The following is a 26068-nucleotide window of genomic DNA, read 5'->3' as shown; positions in this document are numbered from 1 at the left end:
GGGAGATTGTCACACGTCCCGATCGCCGTGCAGTCGCGCCGCGATCAGCGGACCGAGATGTTCCAGCGTGTCGGCGTCCAGCAGCTCGGAATGCCGGCAGTTCAGCGACACCACCTCCAACCGCCCACCGACGTGCGCGAACCAGCCGTGTGACGCGACGCCGTGCAAGTCCATCTCCAGGATGGCGGCATCCACGAAGAACACGTCACCGTCGAACCGGCCGTAATCGGCTCCGGCAGTGAAACGCTCTGCGGCGACGTAGTTCTCGATCACCTGCGCGATCCGCGTGTCATCGAGCATCGCGATGGCGTCACCGCTCTCACGTACCAGCGTCACCGCATCGGCCACCGTCAGCCGCACACCGGGTGCAACGGCGAAGCCCATCTCACGCAACAGGCTGCCCAATACCGCGTCGGCGTCGAAGGCGGTGTCCGGGGTGACGTCGGTACGCGCATCGAGCATGCCGACGAAGCCGACCTCGCGGCCCCGGCGGCGCAGCTCACCGGCGATCAGGAGCGCCATCGAACCGCCGAACGACCAGCCGAGCAACCGGACCGGCCCGTTCGGCGCCACCCGCTCCACCGAATCGGCGTAATCACTGGCGAGTTCGGCGATGGTGCCGGGCAACCGACCGGTGGAGAACAGTGGGGACTGCAGTCCGTAGAGGGGAATGCTTTCCGGCACATATCGTTTCAATCCGGCGAACTGCCAGCTCAGACCGCTGGCCGGATGCACACAGAACAGCGGCGGCTCTGATCCGTTCGCGCGCAGGGGCAGCACCGCCGCCAGGCCGGCCGAGTCACGGTCCGCGTCGCCGCGCAACAGCGGCGCGATATCGGCCACGGTCGGACTCACCATCAGGTCCGCCACGGCAACGTCGACGCCGAACTCGCGCCGGATCGCCGCCGCCAGACGCACCAGGAGCAGCGAATGGCCGCCGAGCGCGAAGAAGTCGTCGTCGATGGTGGTGATTGCGCCGCCGAGGACATCGGCGAACAGCGCGCACAGCCGGTGTTGTTCCGGTGTCTGCGGCGGGCGTCCGGTGCCCGCGGTGATCTGCGGCTCGGGCAGCGCATTACGGTCCAGCTTGCCGCTGGGGGTCAGTGGGAACTCGGTCAGTTCCACGAATGCCGAGGGCACCATGTGGATCGGCAGGGCGGCCGCGGCGTGTTCGCGCAGCGCGTCCGGGGTCGACAGGGCGGCCCGCAGGTAGTACGCCACCAGCCGGTCGTGGCGGACCACCACCCGCGCCGAGGCCACCCCGGGATGGGCGGCCAGCACTGTCTCGATCTCGGTGGGTTCGATGCGCACCCCGCGCAGCTTGATCTGATCGTCGCTGCGGCCCAGATATTCCAGCTGGCCGTCGCCGCGCCAGCGCACCACGTCGCCCGTACGGTACAGCCGAGCGCCGGTGCCCAGCGGGTCGGCGACGAAGCGTTCTGCGGTCAGGCCCGGGCGGTGCAGATACCCGTCCGCCAACTGCACACCGGCCAGATACAGCTCTCCCGGCGTGCCGTCCGGGACCGGGTTGAGGTAGCCGTCGAGTACGTGGGCGCGCACATTCCAGCCGGGAACGCCAAGGGCCACCGGACCGCCGTCCGCGGTCCAGCCCAGGACGTCGACGGCCGCCTCCGTCGGGCCGTAGAGATTGTGCAGCGGCACCCCGAGGGCGGCGCCGAACCGGGCGGCCAGGTCATCGGTGAGCGCCTCGCCACCGACCGTCACCCGGGTCAGTGTCCCGCACTGCGCCGCGCGCGGCTCGTCCAGGAACAGCTCGAGCATCGACGGCACAAAGTCGACCGCCGTGACATGTTGGGAGACAATGGTTTCCGCGAGGTAGGCCGGGTCCCGGTGGCCGCCGGGCCGGGCGAGCACCAGCGTGGCGCCCACGCTCAGCGGCCAGAACACCTCCCACACCGAGGTGTCGAAGCTGATCGGTGTCTTCACCAGCATCCGATCCTGATCCGTGAGCGCATAGGCGTCCTGCAGCCAGGCGATCCGGTTCACGATGCCGGCATGCGTGACGGCCACGCCCTTGGGCCGGCCCGTGGATCCGGACGTGTAGAGCACGTATGCCCATGCCGCCGGGTCGATCTCGGGTAGCGGCGGGCGCGCCGGTTCGGTGCGCACGAGCCGGATCACCGCGGGGTTGGCGAGCACGACGGCCGGCTGCGCATCCGCGACCATGTACTGCAACCGATCCGGCGGGTAGTCCGGGTCGAGCGCCAGATAGGACGCGCCCGACTTGGCCACCGCCACCAAGGCGACGATCAGTTCCACCGACCGTGGCAGTGACACCCCGACGATACTGTCCGCCCCCACATCCAGGGTGGCGGCCAAGCGGTCCGACCAGGCATCCAGCTCCGCGTAGCTCAGGTCCTCACCCTCGAACCGGACGGCGACGGCATCGGGGGTCAGCGCGGCCTGCCGGGACACCAATCCGCCCAGCCCGATCCGGGTGATCGCATGGTCGGTGGCGTTCCGGGCCGCCAGGGTCGCGCGTTCGTCATCGTCGAGCAGATCGACCGCGCCCACCGCAAGTCCGGTGTCCCGCGCGAACTGTCCGAGGGCGGCGACCAGTCGGCCCGCCAGGGTACGGGCCGACGAGGCGTCGAACAGGTCCGCGCTGTATTCGGCCATGATCGCGGCGCCACCGTCGGCCCGGTCGTCGATCAGGGTGAACCCGAGATCGAACATGGCGGCCGCCACATCCGGTTCGCTCCACCGGGTCGGCAGCCCGAACATCTCGGTGCTGTCACCGTCGCGCAGGTGGTAGCCGACGAACACGTTGAACAACGGGTTCCGGCCCGCCACCCGAGGCGGATTGAGCAGTTCGACGAGCTGATCGAAGGGCAGCTCTTGATGCGCGAAAGCGGCCAGGTCGGCGGTGCGGACCCGGGCCAGTAGTTCCGCGAAGGTCGGATTGCCCGAGATATCGGCCCGCAGTACCAGCGTGTTGACGAATAAACCGATCACCTCGTTCAGTGCGGCTTCGTCACGCCCGGCCACCGGCGTGCCGACGACGATATCGTCGCCGGCACCGAGGCGGTGCAGCAGCGCGGCGACACCGGCGTGCAGCACCATCAGCGGGCTGACCTGATGCCGCGCCGTCAGATTACGCAGCGCCGCAGCGGTGTCCGCCGGAACGTCGTAGTACGTGACACCGCCGGCCCCGCTGGGGTGTACCGGCCGGGGCCGATCGGTCGGCAGGGTCAGCTCATCGGGTGCGCCGCTCAGCGTGGCGCGCCAGAACTCGCGCTGCCGGGAGCCGACCCGGTCCAGCAGTTCCCGCTGCCACAACGTGTAATCGGCGTACTGCACCGGCAGGTCGGGCAGTGGGGCGGCGGCGCCGCTGCGCCTGGCGGCGTAGGCGCGGTTGAGGTCCGCGAGGAACGGGCCGTCGGACCATTCGTCGGTGGCGATGTGGTGCAGCAGCAGCACCACGGTGTGGTCCTGCGGTCCGGTTCGCAGCACGGTGACCCGCAGCGGGATTTCCGCGCTCAGGTCGAAAGGCCGAGCCACCGCAGCGGCCACTCTCTCGTCGAGGGCGGTTGCCGCACAATCGATCACCTCCAGGGGTGCCCGCGTGCCGGCCGCCAGGATCTGTTGGACGTAGCGCCCGTCGTGTTCGGCGAACACAGTGCGCAGCGACTCGTGGCGGGCCAGCACATCGGCCAGCGCGTCATCGAGGACGTCGAGCCGCAACTCCCCCTCCACGCGGAAGGCCAGCGGGTAGTTGTAGGCGACAGAACCTTTTTCGGTGGTCCCGCCGAGCCTGCCCAGCATGAGCAGCCGCTGCTGAGCCGGTGACGCCGGAATCCGTGCGGGCCGTGGCATCGCGGTCAGGTCGGGACGTGGGATCACTCGCGGCCGGCCGTCCAGATGTGCCGCGAGTTCGGCGACGGTGGGTGCGTCGAAGACATCGCGGAGGGACATCTCGACGCCCAGGGCCGCGCGCACCCGGTTGATCAGCCGGATGCTGACCAGAGAATGTCCGCCCAGGTCGAAGAAGTCGTCATCGGCGCCCACCCGGTCGAGGCCCAGCACCTCGGCATACAGCGCGCACAACGTCTCCTCCGTCGCCGTCTGCGGCGGTCGGCTCCCGGACTGCTGATGTTCGAGCTCGGGCAGGGCGCGGGTGTCGAGCTTGCCGTTGTCGGTCATTGGCAGGGCGTCGAGCACCGCCAGCGCCGAAGGCACCATATAACCGGGTAGCCCGGCCTTGAGGTGGGTGCGCACCCGTCGGATCAGGTCCAGATCAGCACCGGCGGCCGGGACGAGATAGCCGATCAACCGGTGTGAGCCGGAGGTGTTCGGGTCGGGCCGCGCGATGACGGCGGCCTGGGTGACCTCTGGGTGCGCGGTGAGTGCAGCCTCGATATCGCCGAGTTCCACCCGGTAGCCACGGATCTTGACCTGATCGTCGGTGCGGCCCAGGAAGTCCAGGTTGCCGTCGGCACGGCGGACCACCAGGTCACCGGTTCGGTACATCCGGGCGTCCTCGTCGCCGGTGACCTGGAACGGGTTGGCGACGAACCGGCTCGCGCTCAGGGCCGGCTGGCGCAGGTACCCACGGGCCAGCCCCGCCCCGGCGATGTACAACTCACCCGGCGTCCCGTCCGGCACCGGCCGCAGCCAGGCATCCAGGATGTAGCCGCGGGTGTTCCAGATCGGCGTGCCGACCGTGGGGGTCGCACTGTCGTCGGTACCGCCGCCGAGGGTGTTGATGGTGTATTCGGTGGGGCCGTACAGGTTGTAGCCGTAGCTGGTGTCGCTGTCGCGTAACCGGTTCCACACGGTGGCCGAGACAGCCTCACCGCCGAGCAGTACCAGCACGGGTGCGTGCCCGGAACCATCGAGCAGGCCCTGTTCGAAGAGCAGCTGCGCATAGGTCGGGGTGACGTTGATGACGTCGATCCGATGCTCGTGGCAGTAGGCCACCAGTGCGGTGGCGTCGCGGCGCAACTCCTCATCGCAGATATGCACCTCGTGGCCCTCGATCAGCCACAGCAGCTCCTCCCACGACATGTCGAAGGAGAACGACACGGTGTGCGCGATGCGCAGGCGCCGCCCGCCGGCTTTGGCGATGGCGGGCGCGAAGATGGCCTCGCGGTGGTTCAGGTGCATATTGGTCAGCCCGCGGTGCGGGGTGACCACACCCTTCGGTTTACCGGTGGACCCGGAGGTGTAGATGACGTAGGCGGGATCGTCCAGGCCCGGCCGGAGACCGTCCCACACCGGCGGCGCCGCAGCGAGCTCGGCGGCGGTGTCGGCGTCGTCGAGGATGAGCACCGGGCAGGTCGCCGGGGCGACCGCGCCGATCCGGCCGGCCACCTCGCGAGTGGTCACGACACAGGCCGGCGCGCCGTCGGCGAGCATGACGGCCAGCCGGTCATCCGGATAGTCCAGCTCCAGCGGCAGATAGGCCGCACCGGACCGCAACACCGCGAACAGTGCCACCACGGCGGTGATGGATCGCGGGATGGCCAGCGCGACCGTCGTTTCCGGCCCGATCCCACGGGCGCGGAGCAATCCGGCCGTCCGGTTCAGCTGGGCGTCGAGCTGTCGGTAGTCGAAGCTCTCGGCACCGCAGACCAAGGCGGTGAGACCGCTCGCGGCGTCGCTGCGCTCGGCCAGCAGATCCACCACCGTCACCGCGGGCAGCGGGTGCCGAGTCGCAGCGCCGCGGCCGATGAGGGCACCGGACTCCTGCGGGAGAACCAGCTCCGCGGCGCCCAGGGTGTCCGCGGGCTCCAGGTGAATCAGGACCTGCCGCAGCCGGTCCAGCAGACGCTGCGCGTGCGCGCGGTCCACCACGTCGGGCCGGTACTCCAGCTTCATCCACAACCGGCGCCCGGGTGAGGCCACCCAGGTCAACGGGTAGTGCGAGGCGTCGACGGAGTCGTGACCGACGATGCCGTACTCGGCCTCCATATCGGTGAAAGTGTCGTCGTCCAGGAAGTTCTGCAGCACGTACAGGCTGTCGAACAGGGCGCCCTGAATCCCGGCCGCGCGCTGGATGTCTCCCAGCCCGAGGTATTCGTGATCCATCAACTGCAGGCGATCGTTCTGCACCGCACGCATGGCGTCGGCGATCGTCGTCTGCGGCCGCAGCCGGACCCGGGTCGGCACGGTGTTGAGGAAAAGCCCGATCACCGTGTCGATCCCGTCGATATCGGTAGGCCGCCCGGCCACGGTGGAGCCGAAGACCACATCGTCGCTGCCGGTTTCGTAGGCCAAGACCAACGCGAGCGCGGTACTGATCAGCGCGTTGAGCGTGACACCGCAGTCCCGCGCGGCCTGGGTGAGCCGGGCGGTCTGCTCCTCGGTGAGGAAGAAGTCCAGCCGCAGCGCCAGTGTCGGCGCGGTGCCGACCGCGTCGGGAACCAGCAGCGTGGGCGCCGGCAGATCGGCGAGGGCGCGTGCCCACTGCCTGCCGGACTCGTCGCGATCCTGTCCGGCCAGCCACCTGAGGTAGTCGGTGAACTGTGCCACCGGTTCGGGCAGATTCGCCGACGGCGCACCGTGTTTGGCGGCCGCGTACTCGGCGAACAGTTCGCGCAGCAGCTGCTCGCGCGACCAGCCGTCCAGCAGCAGGAAGTGGTAGCTGAAGATCAGCCGGTCGATGCCCGCGGTGCGGACAACGGTGAACCGGGCCAGCGGCGGCTCGGCGATGTCGAAGGTACGCAGCCGGTCCGCGGCGGTGATCTCCTCGATCCGGTCCTGCGCCTGCGCGACCGTCAGGGCCGACAGATCGATGACTTCCGGTTCACACAGCGGGTTATCGGCGATGACGGCCACCGGTTGCGCCAGGTCATCAGCCCGGAATCCCGATCGCAGCACCGGGTTGCGGCGCATCACGGCGGCGAACGCGGTGCCCAGGGCGGCGGTGTCCACCGGGTCGGCGAAATCGAACACGTTCTGCACGATGTACACCGCGGCATCGGAGTAGCGCGCCTGGAAATAGACGCCCTCCTGCAACGGCGACAGCGGCCAGATCGTCTGTACCGCAGTGCTTTCGGTGATCCGGTCGATCTGCTGTTGGGTCAGGTCGACCAGGGGCAGATCCGACGGTGTCAGCGCTCCCGCGGTGCCGGTCGTACTTTCGGCGAACTCGCGCAGTACCGCGACCCAATGGTCGGCCAAGTCGGTGACCGCAGCTTCGTCGAACTCACCGTCGGGATAGGTCAGCGTGGCGCGCAGCCGCGGTCCGTCCCGCGTCTCATCGCAGATGACGTTGATCTCCAGCAGGTAGGGCGTGCCCAGATCGGGGTTGGGCGAGACGCGCAGGGCATCGACCTCAGGCGCCGAAGCCCAGTCACCGTCGGAGTCCGACGCCCACCGACCCAGGTAGTTGAACAACACCTGCGGTGTGGCCAGCCGGCTCAGCACCGCCGAGGTGCGCGGGTTGCAGTAGCGCAGCTGGCCGAAGCCCAGCCCGTGGCCGGGGACGGCGCGCAGTCGTTCCTTCACGTCCTTGAGGACGTCGAGGAGCGTCGCGCCGTCGACCGGTTCCAGCCTGACCGGCGCGATGGCGGTGAACCATCCGACCGTACGGGACAGGTCGAGTTCTTCGCTCCATCCGTCGCGGCCGTGTCGCTCCAGGTCGAGCACCAGGGGCGCTGCCGTCCCACGCCAGCGTTGCACCGCGATGTGCAGGGCCGCGATCAGGGTTTCGTTGACATCCGCGTTCGCCGCGGCGGGCATGGTGGTCACCAGCGGCAGCGACTCGGCGGCGGTCAGCCGGATCTCGTGATCGCGGGTCGACCCGACGCTGAGCGCCACCGTGCCGACCTGCGGGTCGAGTTCGCCGCCGGGTGCCAGGGTGGCCGACCAGTGTTCGAACTCGGCCAATCGGGCTGCCTGCTGGGCGTTCTCGTTGACCGCCCGGGCGTAGGTACGCAGCGAGGTCGGCACCGGGTCGAGAACGATCGGACTGCCGTGCTGAATCTGATTCCAGCATTCGCCGAGATCGTCGATGAGGATGCGCCATGACACCGCGTCGACGGCGAGGTGGTGGGCCACCAGCAGCAGCCGGCCCTGGCGATCGGCACCGAGATCGAACCAGACGGCCTGCACCACGACGCCGGTGTCAGGGTCCAACCGGTCGGCGGCGGCGTCGGACTCCGTGCCGAGCAGTCCACGCAGCTCCTCGTCCCCGTATGCGGTGGCGTCGACATGCCGAACCGGAACGGGTTGGCCCGCCATGGTTTCCAGCGACCACAGCATCGGCGCCGGGCGGTGCAGACGCAGCCGCAGCGCGTCGTGGCGGGACACCAGGGCGTTGACCACCGTTTCGAGTTGCCGGTGGGTGGCGCCGGCGGGTGTACGCACCAGTTCACTCTGATTGAACCGCGATACGGTGCCGCCGAGCTCGGCGAGCCGTTGCACGATCGGGGTCAGCATGACCTCGCCGAGGTCGGGCCCCGCATCGTCGGATCCCGCGGGCTGCGGCGCCCGCGCTCCGGCCGCCTCGGCGAGGCCGGCCGGCGTGCGCGCGGTGAACACCTGCTGAGGCGTGATCCGCACCCCCTGCCGGCGTGCGCGGTTCACCAACTGGATGGCGACGATGCTGTCACCGCCCATGCGGAAGAAATCATCGTCGACACCGACGACGGTGCCCAGGATCTCGGTGCACAGTGCCGCGAGCACCCCGGCGGTGCCGTCGGCGGCCGGGACCGGCGCGTCCCGCTGCGCAGGTTCGGCTGGCGCCGGCAGCGCAGCGCGGTCCAGTTTCCCGTTGACCGTCAGCGGCAGGGCATCGAGAGCGATCAGCGCCGAGGGCACCATGTATCCGGGCAGCCGGGTGGCGAGTTCGTCACGCGCGGCGGCGATATCGATCTCGGCGGGGCCCACCAGATATCCGAACAGCCGGGCTCGTCCGGCCGCATCGGTGTGCACGGCGGCCGCCGCGTTGGTGATCCCGGGCAGGGCCGCCAACGCGGATTCCACCTCACCCAGTTCGATGCGGTAGCCACGCACCTTGACCTGCTGGTCGGAGCGTCCGACGTAGACCAGTTCACCGGCTTCGGTCCACATCGCGGTGTCGCCGCTGCGGTACAGCCGCTCGCCACCGAACGGGTTGGCGACGAAACGCGCCGCGGTCAGCCCGGGCCGGCCGGCATAGCCGCGGGCCAATTGCCCACCGGCGATATACATTTCGCCGACCACACCGGTGGGTACCGGCTGCAGGGCACCATCGAGCAGGTGGATCTGCAGACCGGGAATGGGCCCGCCGATCACACTCTGGGGCGCACCCGCGTCGGTCGCGGACAGCGGCCGGAACGAGACGTGCACGCAGGTCTCGGTGATGCCGTACATGTTGACCAGCTGCGGTGCGTCGCTGCGATGCCGGTCATACCAGCCCGACAGTCGGGAGGTGTCCAGGGCTTCCCCACCGAAGATCACATAGCGCAGCGACCACGCCGGCCGGCGGCGCTGGTCGGCTTCGATCAGGGGATAGAACGCCGATGGCGTCTGATTGAGCACCGTCACGCCTTCGTCGGTCAGCAGGTCGACGAAGCGGTCCGGGTCCCGGGCCACGGCCTGCTCGACGATCACCAGCCGCCCGCCGTGCAGCAGCGCGCCCCACAGTTCCCATACCGAGAAATCGAAGGCCGCGGAGTGGAACATGGTCCACACGTCCGACGGGCCGAAGTCGAACAGCGTTGCCGCCCCGTCGAATAGCGCGGCCACCTGACGGTGCGCGACGGCCACGCCCTTGGGCACACCGGTGGAACCGGAGGTGTAGATGAGGTAGGCGGGATGGTCGGCGTCGACCCGGGTGCGCGGGGTCGGGCCGGTGTGGCGGGCGGCGTCGGCGAGCAGCACCGTCCGGGCCGATCCGGTGGGCACCCGGTCGGGCACATCCGTGAGCACGCACACCGGAGCGGAGTCGGTGACGATGTGCTGGAGGCGCGCGGCCGGTGAGTCGAGGTCCAACGGGACGTAGGCGCCGCCCGCTTTGAGTACCGCGAGCAGACCGACGATCAGGTCGACCGAGCGTGGCAGTGCGACGGCGACACGGGATTCCGGTGCGACGCCGGCCTCGTCCAGGGCCGCGGCGACGGCCGAGGATCGCGCGTCGAGGTCGGCGTAGGTGAGCCGCTCGGAACCGCAACTGACGGCGATGGCGTCCGGTGCTCGGCGGACCACCTCGGCGAAGGTGTCGACGAGGGTCCGGTCCGGACCGCAACGGGCCACGTCGGCGGCGACCCTGGCCCGTTCGGCCTCGGTACGCAGGTCCACGGCGGCGACCGGGGCGTCGGGGTCCTCGGCGAAGGCGGCCAAGAGGTGTTCGACGCGTTCGGCGTACCGCGCCGCCTCGGCCTCGGTCACCACGTCGGCGTCGTATTTGATCTCGATGCCCAGCCGCTCGTCGAGATAGGCCACGAAGGACAGTGGATAGTGCGGGGCGTCGGTGCCGGTGAACCGGAGGAAGGTCAGCGCCCGCGGATCGTCCGGCGTGGCGGTGGCGGTGGCCGGGAAGTTCTCGACCACCACCATGGTGTCGAAGAATTCGCGTACTCCGGCCAGCCTGGCGAGTTCGGCCAGCCCCAGCTGTTGGGCGTCGAGCAGGGCGCTCTGCTGCTCCTGCAGCTGTGCCATGACGGTGCCGATCGGGGTGTCGTGCTGCCAGCTCATCGGCACCGGCACGGTGTTGATGAGCAGTCCGACAAGGGAATCGGTCCCGGCCAGCTCTCCCCCGCGACCGGACACCGTGGACCCGAAGACCACCTGGGTGCGGTCCAGCAGCCGGCCCAGCAGCAGGCCCCACGCACCGTGCAGCACGGTGCTCGCGGTGACGCCCCGCTGCCGGGCGGTGGCGGTGAGTGCGGTGGTCAGTTCCGGTGACAGTCGGCGCACGACACTGCGGTGTGCGCCGATGGTGTCCCGGTCGGCGGTGAACACGATGGTCGACTCGGCCCCGGCGAGCGCCGTCGACCAGGCCGCGCGGGAGGCCGCGTGGTGCTGTCCCCCGGCCGTGACCGCCTCGACGTGATCCCGCAACGTGGCGATCACCGGGGGCAACCCGGTGGCCGCGCCGAGGCCCGCGTTGTAGTGGGCGACGATATCGCCGAAGATCACCGGGTAGGACCAGCCGTCGGCGACGATGTGGTGCATCGTCTGAATCAGCCGGTGCTCGGTATCGCTGAGCGATACCAGGGTGTAGCGCACCAGCGGCGCGTCCGACAGCACGAAGGGCCGCGCCAGCTGCTGTTCGGCGATACGAGCCACCTCACCGCGGGTGGCGGTGAACTCGACCGCGGCATCCGCCCAGATGACCTGGGCGATCCGGCCGTCCCGCATCTCGCGGAATGCGGCGCGCAGTGCCTGGTGGCGGCGCACGGTCGCGATCACGCCGGCGCGCAGCGTCTCCACATCGACGGGTCCCCTGATCTCGGCGATCTGCTGCACGCGGTAGGTGTCCGTGTCGCCCGAGGCCGCATCGACGTAGGCGCTGTGGAAGTACATGCCCTCCTGCAGCGGCAGCAGCGGGAGGACGTCCTCGATCTCGCCGAGCTGCGCCCAGTCGTCCAGGTCGTCCTGGCTGACGTTGATCAGGCCGAAGTCCGACGGGGTGTGCCCGCGCAGGGCCGCACAACGGGTCAGCGCGTCCAGCGCTTGCGACCACACATCGGCCAGTTCGTGGACGTCTGCGGGCTCGATCAACCCGGCGGGCCAGGACAGTGTCATGGTCAGCACCGTGCCGTCGGCCCGATCCTCGGCCATGGCGTTGATCTCCAGGGGCATCGCCGGATTGGTGTCATCGACGCCCTCGCGCAGCGCACCGATCTCGTCGACGGGCTCCCAGTCCCGGCCCGCGCCCCCGGCGAACCGGCCGAGGTAGTTGAACAGGATCTGGGGTGCGGCACCGCTGATCGGTGCCGACGGGTCGAGATAGCGCAGCACGCCGTAGCCCAAGCCGCGATTCGGTACCGCGCGCAGCTGTTCCTTGACGGCCCTGGCCGCCGCCGCCAGCGGTGCACCGGCGGCCAGCACGTCCGCCCAGGACACCGCGCCGGGGTCGACCGCCACCGGGTAGATGGAGGTGAACCAGCCGACGGTGCGGGACAGGTCCAGCCGGCCCGGCACGAGATCGGACTCGCGGCCGTGCCCCTCCAGGCTCAGCACGGTGGCCGTGGTGTCGCTGTGGCCGCGGTCGGCGCGCCACTGGGCCACGGCCAGACCCAGACCGGTCAGCAGTACGTCGTTGACACCGCCGTACATGGCGGCGGGCACACTGGTCAGCAGTGCCGCGCTGATCTGCGCGGGCAGCGAGACGGTATGGCTGATCACCGTTTCCGCGATATCGACGGCCGGGTCGAGGGGGCGGTGGCCCAGATCGGGGTCCGAAGTGGCCAGCACCCGGTTCCAGTACTCGACCTCGTCGGTGAACGTTGCGGCACAGAGGGTTTCAGACCAGGTACGGAAGGAGGTCGGAACGTCCTCTGCGGCTGGGGTACGCCCGGCCGTCACGTCCGACCAGGCCCGGGTCAGGTCCTCGGTGAGGATGCGCCAGGACACTCCGTCGATCACCAGGTGGTGGATGACGAGCAGCAGCCGACCCTGGTCCGTCCCGGTGCCCGGGTACCAGATCGCGCGCACCATCGTGGCGGCGGCGGGGTCGAGTTCGGCGGCCGCGGCGGTCACGACGGCATCGATATCGGCTGCCGTGAGTGCACCCGTCCGGCGGGTGACCACGACCGGGAGCACCCGCTCGGGCACGGTGAGGGTCCAGCCGTCGCCGGTTCGGTCCAGCCGGGCGCCCAGCATGTCGTGTGCCCCGAGCACCGTGCCGAGCACGAGTTCGAGTTGCTCGCCGGTGATTCCGGCCGGGGTGGCCAACACCATCGATTGGTGGAAATTGTCCAGCGGGGTGCCGGACTGTGCGGTTTCGGCGAGCATCGGCGTCGCCGAGATCAGCCCCACGCCGCTGTCGGCGACGACGATATCGGGCGTGGTCTCGGTGACGGATGCGGCCAAGGCGGATACCGTGCGGCGCCGGAAGATATCCCGCGGGGTGAGGGCCAGGCCGGCCTTGCGGGCCTTCCCGGACACCGCGATGGACGAGATGCTGTCCCCGCCGAGGGTGAAGAAGTCGTCGTCGATGCCGACCTCGGGGAGCCCGAGGACGTCGGCGAAGATGCCGGCCAACAGGACTTCGCGCCCGTCACGCGGGGCACGCGCGGCACCGGCTGCCGGAGTGACGGGTTCGGGGAGTGCCTTGGTGTCCAGCTTGCCGTTGACGGTGAGCGGGACGGTGTCCAGCACGCCGTACAGCGCGGGCACCATGTAGTCGGGCAGAGTCCGGGCCAGTGCCGCGCGCAGTTCGGCGGCCAGTTCGCCTGGCTCCGAAGCGGTTTCGGGCACCACATAACCGACGAGCTGTTTGGTGGAGCCCGCCGCTCGGGCGATCACCACGGCGTGCCGGATCCCGGGCAGGGCCCGCAGCGCCGCGGCCACCTCGCCGAGTTCCACCCGGTATCCGCGGATCTTCACCTGATCGTCGCTGCGGCCGAAGAAGTCCAGGATCCCGCTGCCGTCGGCGCGCCGGGCCACCAGGTCTCCGGTGCGGTACATCCGCCCGCCCGCGACGTTCGGGTCGGCGACGAAGCGGTCGGCGGTCAGACCGGCCCGGTTCAGGTAGCCCCGCGCCAAACCCGCACCGGCGATGTACAACTCGCCGATCACACCGTCGCGTACCGGGCGCAGCCACGCGTCCAGGACATAGGCACGGGTGTTCCAGATGGGCCGGCCCACGGTCGGGGTGACGCTGTCGTCGGTGCCGCCGCCCAGGGTGTTGATCGTGTACTCGGTGGGGCCGTACAAGTTGTAACCGGTGCTGTCCGGCCGGTCCCGAAGGCGGTTCCACACCTCCTCGGACACCGCTTCGCCACCCAACAGCACCAGGGTCGGCGCGTGGCCGCCTTCTCGGGCGAGCGAAGCGACGGGGGAAGAACCTCGGGCGAGCGAAGCGACGGGGGATGAACCCGAGGCGAGCTCACCCAGCAGGCCTTCTTCGAAGAGGTGGTGGGCATAGCTCGGGGTGACGTTGATGACGTCGATCCGATGCTGGTGGCAGTACGCCACCAGTGCGGTGGCATCCCGGCGCAACTCCTCATCGCAGATGTGCACCTCGTGGCCCTCCACGAGCCACAGCAGCTCCTCCCACGACATGTCGAAGGAGAACGACACGGTGTGCGCGACGCGTAGCCGCCGGCCACCGGCCTTGGCGATCGCCGGTGCGAAGATCTCGGCCCGGTGGTTCAACTGCATGTTGGTCAGGCCGCGGTAGGGCGTCACCACACCCTTGGGGCGTCCGGTGGAGCCCGAGGTGAAGATGACGTAGGCCGGATACTCGAGCCGCCGCACGCCCACGAAGGCACCGAGTTCGCTGTCGGACAGCGCAATTCCAGATGTCTGGGACAGTGCGTGCGTCACCGCTGCGCTGTCCGGGCTCACGACCGTGCCGCCGAGGCGGGTCTGGTGCGCGGCGAGTTCGGTGCTCGATTCCGGGCACACCAGCAGCACCGGGCGCGCGTCGTCGAGCATGCCGGTGAGTCGGGCCGGCGGATAGTCGCGCTCCAACGGCAGATAGGCCGCCCCGGTACGCAGGACCGCGAACAGCGCCACCACCATGTCCACCGAGCGGGGCAATGCCAGTGCCACCACCTGTTCCGGGCGGGCGCCGTGCGCGATCAACAGCCGTGCCAGCCGGTTGATCCGCTCGTCGAGTTCGGCGTAGGTGAGTCGCTGGGCGCCGAAGACCAGCGCGATGTCCTCCGGGCACGACGCGGCACGGTCGGCCAGCAGGTCGGCGATGGTCTCCGTGCCGATCTCGTGTTCGACATTGTCCCACTGCCGCACCAGTGTTTCGTGTTCGGCGGCCAGCGTCAGGTCGAGCGCCCCGACCTGAGAATCCGGCTGGGTCAACAGCAATTCGACCGCGCGGCAGAGCCGGGCGACCATCACCGCCGCGGTGTCGGCATCGATCACATCGGGCCGGTACTCCAGTTTGATCCGCAACCGCTCCCCCGGGGTGAGCACCCAGGTCAACGGGTAGTGCGTGGTGTCAACGAAGTCGACGCCGACGATGCCCTGTTCGCGTTCGAAATCGGTGAAGGTGTCGTCGTCCAGGAAATTCTGCAGCACATAGAGGCTGTCGAAGAGCTGCTGCTGACCCGTGGCGCGGGTGATATCGCCGAGGCCGAGGTAGTCGTGGGCCATCAGGTCGAGCCGGAAATCCTCCACGGCACGCAGCAGTTCGGTCACCGTCGACGTCGGCGCCATGTCCACCCGGACCGGGACGGTGTTGAGAAACTGTCCGATCACATGCTCGACACCGGGCAGCACCGGTGGGCGCCCGGCCACCGTCGTGCCGAAGACGACGTCGGTGCTTCCGGTCTCATACCCGAGCACGATGCCCAGCGCGGTGGTGAGCACGGTGTTGGCCGTGGTCTGCGTGCGACGGGCGTGCTGGTCGAGCAGTGCGGTGATCTCCGCGGACAGTTCGCCGTAGACCCGTTGCGGCATCACCGGTTCGGCACCGGTGCCCTCCGGCGGGGCGACCAGGGTCGGCTGGTCGAGACCGGCCAGCGCCTCCGACCACGCCCGTGTCGAGGCGGCGCGATCCTGCGCACTCACCCACCGCAGGTAGTCGGCGTAGGTGGCCGTACCCGCGGGCAGCACGCCACGCAGGCCGCCGGAGTTGTACAGCGCGAACAACTCCCGCAGGACCAGCTCACGCGACCAGCCGTCCCACAGCAGGAAGTGGCAAGTCAGCAGCAGCCGGTCACCGCGGTCGGGCAGCCGGATGACGGTGAGACGCACCAGTGGTGGCATCCGCAGATCGAAGGGGGTTTCGCTGTCGGTGCGCATCACCCCGGCGAGCTGAGCTTCGGCGACATCGGCGGTCAGGTTCGACAGGTCCACCTCGGCGACCGTGGCGGGCACGAACCGTCCCACGTATTGCACGGGCCGCGACAGGTCATCGCTGGTGAATCCGGCGCGCAGGTTGTCGTGACGGGTCAGCAGGGCCCCGAATGCGACCCGCAGGGCGTCGACGTCGAGTCGATGGTCGAAGTCGAAGACATTCTGTGCCAGATAGGTGTTGACGTCGTCGGTGTAGGTGCACTGGTAGTACACGCCTTCCTGTAGCGGCGAGAGTGGCCACACCTCGGCCACCTCGACGGGGCTCGACGCGGTCAGCAGGGCCAGCTCGTCCTCGGAAAGTCCGTGCCATGCTTGCGGTGTCACCGCAGCGATGGCGGGGGCTTCTGCGCCCAGCGCGGTGGCCAGCGCGCGTGCGGTGCGCAGCCGGAACAGCTCGCTGGTGGCCAGCGTGAGTCCGGCCCCGGCCAGCCTGTTGACCACGCGTAGCGCCAGCAGACTGTCTCCGCCCAGCGCGAAGAAATCCTCGTCTATTCCGGCGTCCTCGGTGCCCAGCACCTGCGCGAAGGTCGCGCAGATCAGTTCCTCGTAGGCTGTGCGCGGCGCCGTCCGCGACACGGTCCGCGCGGGCTCAGGCAACGCCGATCTGTCCCGTTTCCCGTTGGGCAGCAACGGGATCGCGTCGAGCACCGTGACGGTGGCCGGAATCATGTGGGCCGGCAGGACGCCGGCGAGCGCGGCCCGGACCGCTTCCGGGTCGGGTCGGCATCCCGCGCGGGCGACCACATACCCGTCCAGACGGTGCCGGCGGGCGGTGACCACCGCCTCGGCGATATCGGGCAGCCCGGCCAGGGCGGTCTCGATCTCGCCGAGTTCGACGCGGAACCCGTTGACCTTGACCTGATTGTCGGCGCGGCCGAGATACTCGACCGTGCGCTCCGGCGTCCAGCGCGCCAGATCGCCGGTGCGGTAGAGCCGCTCACCGCCCTCGCTGAACGGGTCGGCGACAAACCGGGCGGCGGTGTTGGCCTGCTGACCGAGGTATCCGCGGGCCACCTGCACCCCGCCCACATAGATTTCGCCGACGGCGCCGGGCGGCACCGGCGACAGGTCCGGTCCGAGCAGGTAGATCCGGCAGCCCGGGACCGGCCGGCCGAGCGTGACGGCTCCCGTCACTACTCCGGCGAGCACATCGCCGGTGACCTCGGAGGAACCGTAGGAGTTGACGATCTCGGCTTCTGGCGACACCTGTTGCAGTGCAGCGACAGTGGCCGCGTCCAGTGGTTCACCGCTACAGATCCAGCGTGCCATGGTCCCGAACTTGTTGCTCGCGACCTCGGCCATCGCCGCGCCCAAACTGGGTACCACCAGCAGTTGGGTGGCAGCGACGTCGTCGACCAATCGGGCCAGCGCCGCACCGTCCTTGGCGGTGGCGTCATCGGCGACGACCGTGGTGGCGCCGGCGACCAGTGCGCCGAGCAACTCGGTGGTGCCGTCGATGAAGCTCATGGAACTCTTGGCGATGCGCACATCGTCGCGGTCGCGGGACCACGCCGTCCTGGCCCACGACAGCCGGTTGGTCAGTGCACCGTGTGTGCCGACGACGCCTTTCGGGCGCCCGGTACTGCCGGAGGTGTAGACCACCGATGCGGCGTCATCCGGATCGAGGACGGTGTCGCGCCATGGCCGGCCCGCGGCGTCGGTGCTGACCACCGGGAGGCCGTGGTCGGGCAGCGTCGTGCCGTCGGTGAGCACGACCTTGGGTCGCGCGTCGTCGAGCATGTAGGTGATCCGCGCCGACGGATACCCGGGGTCGATGGGCAGATAGGCTGCGCCGCTTCGCAACACGGCGAGCAGGGCGATGGCCATCGACGTGGTCCGGCTGGTGGCCACCGCGACGAGGTCACCGCGTCGCACGCCCGCAGCCACCAGCGCCCCGGCCAGGGCGGCCGATCGGTCGTCGAGATCGCGGTAGGTCAGCCGCGTGCCGGTGTCGCTGACGGCGACGGTGCTGGGGGTACGGCGGACCTGGTTGTCGAAGAGTTCCAGGACCGTGCCGGTACGCGCGGGCGCACCGGCGCCCGCGCGCAGCACCTCATCGCGGCCGGCCGGGTCGAGCACGTCGATATCGCTGCACCGGGTCGTGTCGCCCTCGGTGAGGACGGCCGCCAGCGTCCTACGGAAGAGGGCCAGCACCTGCTCGGCGGTCGCCGTGTCGAGCACCGCACGGTCATGGGTCAGCGCGACGTGCAGATCCCTCCCCGGCTTGAGCATCAGGGTCAGCGGATAGTGCGGCGCCTCGATGACGTCCATGCCGGTCACGCGGATCGCGGCGGTGTGATTGTCGGTGGCGGGATAGTTCTCGATGACCACCAGGGTGTCGAAGAGTTCTGCCACCCCGACGGCGTGCTGGATGTCCGCCAGGGCCACGTGGTGGTGCTCGAACAGGGCGGCCTGTGCCTGAGCGTGGCGCTGTACCACGTCGGCGAGGGTGTCCGACGGTGTCCAGCGGGTGCGCGCGGGCACCGTGTTGATCAGCAGGCCGACCATATCGTCGATGCCGGGAACGTCACTGCCGCGACCGGAGACGGTGCTGCCGTGGACCACATCGGTGCGGCCGGTGAGCTGGCCGACGGTGATACCCCATGCCGCGCCGAGTACCGCGCTGACGGTGACGCCGTGTCCGGTGGCCCAGTCGGCGATCTGGGCCGGAAGGTCGGCGCTCACCTTGCCGAATCCGGTGTCGCCGCGGTCATGCGGCGGCAGTGCGTCGGCAAGGTGGGTCGGTTCGTCGACACCGTCGAGCGCGGCGCGCCACGCGGCTTGCGACCCGGCCGGCGCGCTGCGGTGCAGCCACTCCAGGTGGTCGCGGTAGCGGGCCGGCGCCGGCAGGGCGTGGGTATCGGGGTTGTCGTGCAGGGCGGCCAGTTCCCGCAGCACGATCGGTACCGACCAGCCGTCGGCGATGAGGTGGTGCACCGTCTGGATGAGTACATGCCGATCGGCCGCCAGGCGGAGCAGGGTGTACCGCATGAGCGGTGGCGCGGCGAGGTCGAAGGGTTCGGTGCGTTGTTGTTCGGCGATCTCGTCGATGCGGGTTCGGGTGTCCGCACCCGCCGGCGCGCTCAGGTCGTGGTAGTTCCATCGCACGGCGGGCGCGGCACCGAGAACGGCCACCAGGCTGCCGTCGGCCAGCGCGCGGAAGGCCGCGCCGAGGTTCGGGTGCCGCGCGATCACGGCGTCGGCGGCGCGGCGCATCCGGACCGGGTCCACCGGCCCGTCGTAGGAGATGATCTGTTGCACCACATAGGGATCGCCGTCGGCATAGGTCGAGTGGAAGTAGATGCCGGCCTGCAGCGGTGACAGCGGCAGCACATCGACCACGGGCGCCGGTAGCGCATCCACGTCGGCCTGGGTCAGCGTCACCAGCGGAAAGTCCGACGGTGTGGGACCGGTGACGTGCGAGCTGTGCGCGATGGCGGTCAACGCGTCGGTCCACCACCGCGCGAGCCGCGAAACCTGGTCGCGGTCGAGCACACCGGCAGGCCAGCTGAAGGTCGCTTCCAGACACACACCGTCGCCGGCCGCCACCGCGATCGCATTGATCTCGAGGGCACGCGGCAGCGGCATGCGCGGGTCGCGGTCCTCGCCGATCGCCGCGTCGTGGCCGGTATCGGCCGGGGCCCAGGGCAGCTCACCGGCACCGGTGAACCGGCCGAGGTAGTTGAACAGGATCTGCGGGGCGACGGCAAGGTCCGACCGCCCGGAAAGATAGCGCAGCGCACCGTAACTCAGTCCGTTGCGCGGCACGGCACGCAGTTGGTCCTTGACGGTCTTGACCGCGGCGCCGAGCGCCGGTCCGCCCGTCATCAGCTCGGCCCAGCCTGCGGGACCGGGGTGAACGTGGACGGGGAACAAGGTGGTGAACCAGCCCACGGTGCGAGACAGGTCGAGGTGATCACCTGCGGCGCCGAGGTGGTCGCTCTCCCGGCCGTGTCCCTCGAGTTCGAGGAGCACGCCACCGGCGTCGCCCCGCCAGTACGCCACCGCGGCGGCCAGTGCGGTGACGAGTGCATCGTTGACCCCGCCCCGGATCGCGGCGGGCACCGGACCGAGCAGCCGCGCCGTGACGTCCTCGTCCAGTCGCACCGTGAGCCTGGCCTCGGTGGCGACCGTGTCGACGGCCGGGTCCAGCGGACGGCTGCCCAGCTGCGGATCGTCGACCGCCACGACTCGCAGCCAGTACTGCTCGTCGGCGGCGAACTCGCTCCGCGCGCACGCGGCCCGCAGCTCGGTCGACCACGTCCGGAAGGTGGTGTCGGGTGTGGCCATGGTGATCGGGCGGCCGGCGGCGACGTCCGACCATGCCGACTCCAGATCCTCGGCGAGTACCCGCAGGGACACCCCGTCGATCACCGTGTGATGGATGACCAGGAGCAGCCGACCGGGACGGCCCGCGCCGGCGTCCAGCCACACCGCTTGCAGCATGCGGCCCGACGCGGGAGCCAACCGCGCGACGGCACGGTCACGTTCGGTCCCGATATCGGCGGATCCGTCGACACGGGTGAGCACCTCCGCCGCGGTCACCGCGCCAGCAGGTGGCACCGTCAGTCCCGCACCGGCGCCCAGCCGTGCCCGCAACAGGTCGTGGCAGTCCAGCAGGGCGTCGAGCATCGCGGTCAACGTGGGCAGGGTGAGCCCCACCGGGGTGTGCAGGATGACGGATTGGAAGAAACCCTCGGTGCCGTGGCCGATTTCGTCCAGCCAGGCCAGGATCGGGGTCGGCTCGATCTCACCGGTGCCCTCCAGCGCTGTCGCGGCGGGTCCCGCGATATCGGTGACCGCGGCGGCGAGTTCGGCCGGGGTACGCAGGGTCAGGACATCACGTGGCCGTACGCGCAGCCCCATCCGGCGGGCTCGGCTGACCAGACCCATGGCGGCGATGCTGTCGCCGCCGAGGGCGAAGAAGTCGGCGTCGGCTCCGACGGACGGCACGCCGAGCAGTTCGGCGTAGATAGCGCAGATCGCCTGCACGCGTGGGTCGGTCACCGGTGCGCCGGCGCCGGGTGCGGCGAGAGCCGGTTCGGGCAGCGCCCGCCGGTCGATCTTCCCGTTGGCGGTCACCGGGAATTCGTCGAGGACCATGACCGAGTTCGGCACCATGTGCTCGGGCAGCTTTTGTGCGCACCAGGCCCGCAACTCGTCGGGATCGGCACCCGTGGTGGACAGGGCGTAACCGGTGAGCTGTGCGCCGCCGACGGGAGTCTTACGCAGGATCACCGCGGCGTGGCGCACCTGCGGGTGGGCGGCGAGGATGACCTCGATCTCCTCGAGCTCGACGCGCATCCCGCGGATCTTGACCTGGTTGTCGACGCGGCCCAGGAACTCGAGCACGCCATCGGCGGTCCACCTTGCGAGGTCGCCGGTGCGGTACATGCGGGATCCGTCCTGCGCGAACGGGTTCGCGATGAACCGGGCACCGGTGAGTCCGGGAGCGTTGACGTAGCCGCGGCCCAGCAGGAAGCCCGCCGCGTAGAGTTCGCCGCCCTCCCCAACCGGCACCGGGTGCAGGTCGTCGTCGAGGACGTAGAGCTGGGTGTGCGGGTTGGGCCGTCCGATCGAGGTCTCGATACGTTCGGCGCTGTCGCGGTAGATGACATGGGAGACGCCGATGGTGGCCTCGGCGGGACCGTAACCGTGGTAGAGCGTCGTGGACAGCTGGGACCGGAACCGGTCGAACAGCGCCGGGGTCAGCACCTCACCGCCGCACCAGACATGCTTGAGGCCGGACAGCAGGGTGGTCCCGTCGGCGAGCTCGAGCAGCACATCGAGCATCGAGGACACCAGATAGACGAACGTCACCTTCTCGGTGGCGATCAGATCGAGCAGGTACTGCGGATCCCGTTCCCCGCCTGGGTCGGCCACCACGACGTAGCCTCCGGACACCAGCGGCAGCAGCACTTCGTTGATCGAGATGTCAAAGGACAGTGGTGCTTTGAATAGGGACGCGTCGCCGGGCCCGAAGCCCAGGATCTCCTGCGCCTGCCAGTTGAGGCGTTCGCAGATGGCTTCGTGCCGGATCATCGCGCCCTTGGGCTTGCCGGTGGAGCCCGAGGTGAAGATGACGTACGCCAGTTGGCTGTCATCGATGTCCACGACCGGGGCGATGGCCGGCTGGTCTTCGAAAGCCCAGTTGTCCAGGTCGAGTTCGATCGGATGGGGGTCGTCGTCGCGCCCGTCGCCGGGCGCGACGAGTACCGCCGTGGCCTTCGTGTCTGCCAGCACCTGACTGCGGCGCTCGGCGGGCCACTGGGGATCGACGGGCACGAACGCACCGCCGGCGGCGAGGATCGCGATCACCGCGACCACCATCTCGGGCGAGCGCGGGACCGCGATCGCGACCACCTGCTCGTGCGTCACACCGACGGCGCGAAGGCGATGGGCCAGCTGGTAGGCGCGCAGCGCGAGGCCGCGATATGTCAGCCTGGTGGCACCGGACACTACAGCCAGTGCATCCGGGGTCAGACGCGCCTGTTGGGCGAACAGCTCGGGCACGGTGGTGGTGGCCGCCGGCCAGGTGTCGTTATTCCACTGCCGCAACAGGTTCAGGCGGTCATCGGGGGTCAGTCCGTCGTCGATACCCGGGATCGTGGTCACGCGTCCGTCCTCTCCGCATCCGTGTGATGCGCCGCCCAGGCACGCCACAGCTGGGCGTACCGACCCTGCGCCGAGATCAGCTCGGCGTGGGTCCCCTCTTCGATGATGTCGCCGTGCGCCATCACCACGATCCGATCGGCGGTGGCCGCCTGCGTGAGACGGTGGGCGACGACGAGTGTGGTGCGCCCCTCGGTGACGGCTGCCGCGGCGCGTTCCAGGTCGCGTGCGCCCAGGCTGCCCGCCTCGGCGGTGGCCTCGTCCAGGATGGCGACCGCCGGATCGAGAAGCAGCAGCCGTGCCAGCGCCAGTTGTTGCGCCTGGGCCGAGGTCAGCTCATGCCCACCCTCGCCCACCACCGTCTGCACACCGTCTTCGAGCGCGGCGACCCAGTCCCCTGCGCCGACGGTATCCAGCGCCGCAAGCACTTCGGCGTCGGTGGCGTCGGGCTTGGCCAGCCGAAGGTCGTCGGCCAGCGTGCCCGCGAACACATGCACGTCCTGGCTGATGATCGCGACATGCTTGCGCCGCTGCTCGGGGGTGAGGTCGGCTAGCGGGGTGCCACCGATGCGCACGCTGCCGTGTTGCGGGGTGAGCACTCCCGCGGCGATGCCGGCGACGGTCGACTTGCCGGCACCGGTCGATCCGACCAGTGCCACCCGCTGCCCGGGCTCCACTCGCACGGTCACCCGGTGCAGGACCGGATGCTCACCGTCATAGCTGAATTCGAGATCGGTCAGATCCAGCGCGGTATCTCGCGGTGCGCGGCTGGGATGTTCGACAGCCGGTGGTTGCGGGATGCTCACCAGGCCGACCAGGCGGGCCAGACTGGCCCCGGCGTCCTGGGCCTCGTCGACGGTGAACAGCAGCATGCTGATCGGTCCGAAGAGCCGGTGGAACAGCAGGGCCGCCGCGGTGGTCTGTCCGACGGTGACCGACCCGTGCTGCACCAGCCAGTAGCCGGCCACCAGGATCACCGAGAGACCGATGAACTCGGCGCGATTGATCCGTCCCACGAATCGGGTGAAGAACGTGAAGACGCCGATCGAGATATCCCGGACCCGGGCCGAGGCATCCTCGATACCGTCCTGATGGACGGTGTGGGCGTGGTAGGCGTGCACGGTGGGAGCGCCCAGCATGCTCTCCATCAACACCTGCGACCGCTCCGCGATCACCCGGCGCTCCTGTGCGTATCGCGGCGCGGAGCGCGGCAGATACCAGCGCAGCGCCAGCAGGTAGAACGGGATGGAGACCGCGCCGGCCAGAGCGAGACGCCAGTCCAGGCCCAGCATCGACACCAAGGTCAGCGCTGCCAGCATGAGCGCGGAGAACATCGTCGGGAACACGTCCGTCACCGCTTTGGCGATGGTCGCCACATCCGTGCTCACCCGGGACAGCAGGTCGCCCCGCCCGACTCGTTCCACGGTCGTGCTCGGCAGGGTCAGCGCGCGGTTCACCCCGGTTTCCCGCAGATCGGCGAGCATCAGCGCACCGAGACGGCCGATCAGATAGTTCGACCATCCGGTGGCGGCGCCGCCCACCAGTGCGGCAGCTCCGAGTACCAGCGCGACGGTGATGATGACCGACGACGGCGATCCGTCGATGATCCGGTCGACGAGTACCCCGAGTACATAGACCGGGAGTACCGCGGCCCCGGCCGCCACGACGCCGACCAGGATGGTGGCGCTCAATGCTGCGGTGCGCGAACGCAATTCACGGCGCAGCCAGATCCAGGTCTCGCGGCCGGTCGCGACGGGGAGGATCTGCTTGTCCTCGGAGACGGTCAGCGCCTCGCCGGCGGCGCTCATCGCAGCACCGCCGCGGTGTAGTCGGGGCGGTCCAGCAGCGTCTCGTGGGTTCCCTCGACGACCACTCGCCCACCGTCGACCAGCACCACACGATCGGCCACCGCCAGCAGGGCCGGACTGCTCGTCACGATGACGGTGGTGAAATCGCCCGTCTCCGGGCCATGTCGTAAGTCGGCGATGCCCTGGGCCACCGCACTTTCCGTCACCGCGTCGACTGCCGTGGTGGGTTCGTGCAACACCAGCACGGGCGCCGCGTGCAGCAGCGCGCGTGCCAAGGTGAGGCGCTGGCGCTGACCGCCGGACAGGCTGGAGCCGCGCTCGGTGACGCGGTGATCGAGCCCGTCGTGGTGCACATCGATCACGTCGACCGCGCTGGACGCCTGCAGCGCCTTCTCCAGCCTCGGCGCGCCCGCGCCCTCGATGACCAGGTTGGTGCGCAGCGATCCGGTGAACAGGTCGGCTTTGTGCGGTTCGACCAGCAGGACCCGCCGGGCTTCGGCGAGATCGAGCTCTTCCAAGGCTGTGCCGCCGAGCCGGATCGCACCGGCATAGTCGTCGCGCGCCAATTGTCCGGACAGCACTGCGACAATCGCCTCGGCGTCACTGGCCCGGGTGGTCACCACCCCGACCAATTGGCCCGGCTCGACAGGCAGCGTGATTTCCTGCAGGGTGCCGTACCGCACCCCGTCCAGGACGATTCCATGCGGGCCGGCGCCCAGCGTGCCGACGCCCGGCGACAGGGTGAGCGGCGCATTCTCGATCCAGCCGACACGTTCGGCCGAGGCTCGCGCCTCCGCGATCCAGCTGGGTACCTCGGCCATGGTGCCGAACGGCTCCAGCAGGAATTGGGCGAGCCCGATCACGGTGATCAGTTGACCGACGGTGATATCCCCGCGCAGCGCGAACCAGCCTGCGAGCACGGCGATCCCGACGGCCAGCAGGGCGCTCAGCGCGGTGGAGAAGCCGAGGTACACACCTTGGGTACGGGCCGCGCGGATGCTGGCCGCGAGCGCGTCGCGGCTCACCGTGCGGTAGCGCTGCGCGGCCGCCGGCTCAGCGCCGATCCCCCGCAAGGGACGCAGCCCCGCGATCAGGTCCGCCGACATCGCGGTGGCCTCACCGGCGAGCTCCTGCTGGTCGGCGACCCTGCGGGTGATCACGGGTCCGCCGAAGTGCAGAACGAACAGGATCACGGGCGTACCCAGCAGGACGGCCAGGCCGAGCGGAACGTCGATGGTGAGCAACACCGTTGCGCACACCACGATTGCGGTGATCGCACCGGCGATGCGGGGAATGTAGTCCAGCAGGTACGAGGTGTTGTCGGCATCGGTGCTGGCGATCGACAGGAGTTCACCGGTGCGCTGGGTGGTGCGCAGACGCTGCGGGTGCAGGATCCGGGCCGCCAGGTCGACCCGCAGTTGGTGTCCCTCGGTGGCGATTGCCCGCATCAGGTGCCGCGCGCCCAGCCGGTAGGCAGAGGTCAATGCGACGAACAGGGCCGCGAGTACCCCGATCCACAGCAGCAGTTGCGTGGCATCGCCGGGCTTCACGGCGCGGTCGATGAGCACGCCGATGAGCACCGGAACCATGGCCTCACACAGCTGATGAACGCAGATGAGCAGGGATCCGCTGGTCAGCAGGCGAGCGTTGCGGGTGACGGTGCGCCACAGGATGGCCAGGCCGGTGCGGGTCCGTTGCGCCTCGTGCACTGC

3 protein-coding genes are annotated in these 26068 nt (G+C 69.7%); all 3 read right to left on the bottom strand.

Features of this window, described 5'->3' with window-relative positions; all coding sequences use genetic code 11:
• Positions 1-9: 9 nt before the first annotated feature.
• From FHU31_RS10285 to FHU31_RS10275, 3 genes are read right to left on the bottom strand one after another with little or no spacing between them, the layout of a single operon-like run.
• Positions 10-22551, bottom strand: coding sequence for a non-ribosomal peptide synthase/polyketide synthase (locus FHU31_RS10285; protein ID WP_263987946.1), 22542 nt, complete (start codon positions 22549-22551; stop codon positions 10-12).
• Complete coding sequence (locus FHU31_RS10280; RefSeq protein ID WP_167157966.1) at positions 22548-24356, bottom strand: ABC transporter ATP-binding protein; 1809 nt, start codon at positions 24354-24356, stop codon at positions 22548-22550. The genes FHU31_RS10285 and FHU31_RS10280 overlap by 4 nt, the downstream gene beginning before the upstream one ends.
• Complete coding sequence (locus FHU31_RS10275; RefSeq protein ID WP_167157964.1) at positions 24353-26065, bottom strand: ABC transporter ATP-binding protein; 1713 nt, start codon at positions 26063-26065, stop codon at positions 24353-24355. The genes FHU31_RS10280 and FHU31_RS10275 overlap by 4 nt, the downstream gene beginning before the upstream one ends.
• Positions 26066-26068: the final 3 nt, after the last annotated feature.

The organism is Mycolicibacterium fluoranthenivorans (assembly GCF_011758805.1).
Taxonomy (GTDB): Bacteria; Actinomycetota; Actinomycetes; order Mycobacteriales; family Mycobacteriaceae; genus Mycobacterium; species Mycobacterium fluoranthenivorans.
The sequence above is the reverse complement of the archived record's forward strand: the minus strand, read 5'-3'. Positions and strand labels throughout refer to the sequence as shown.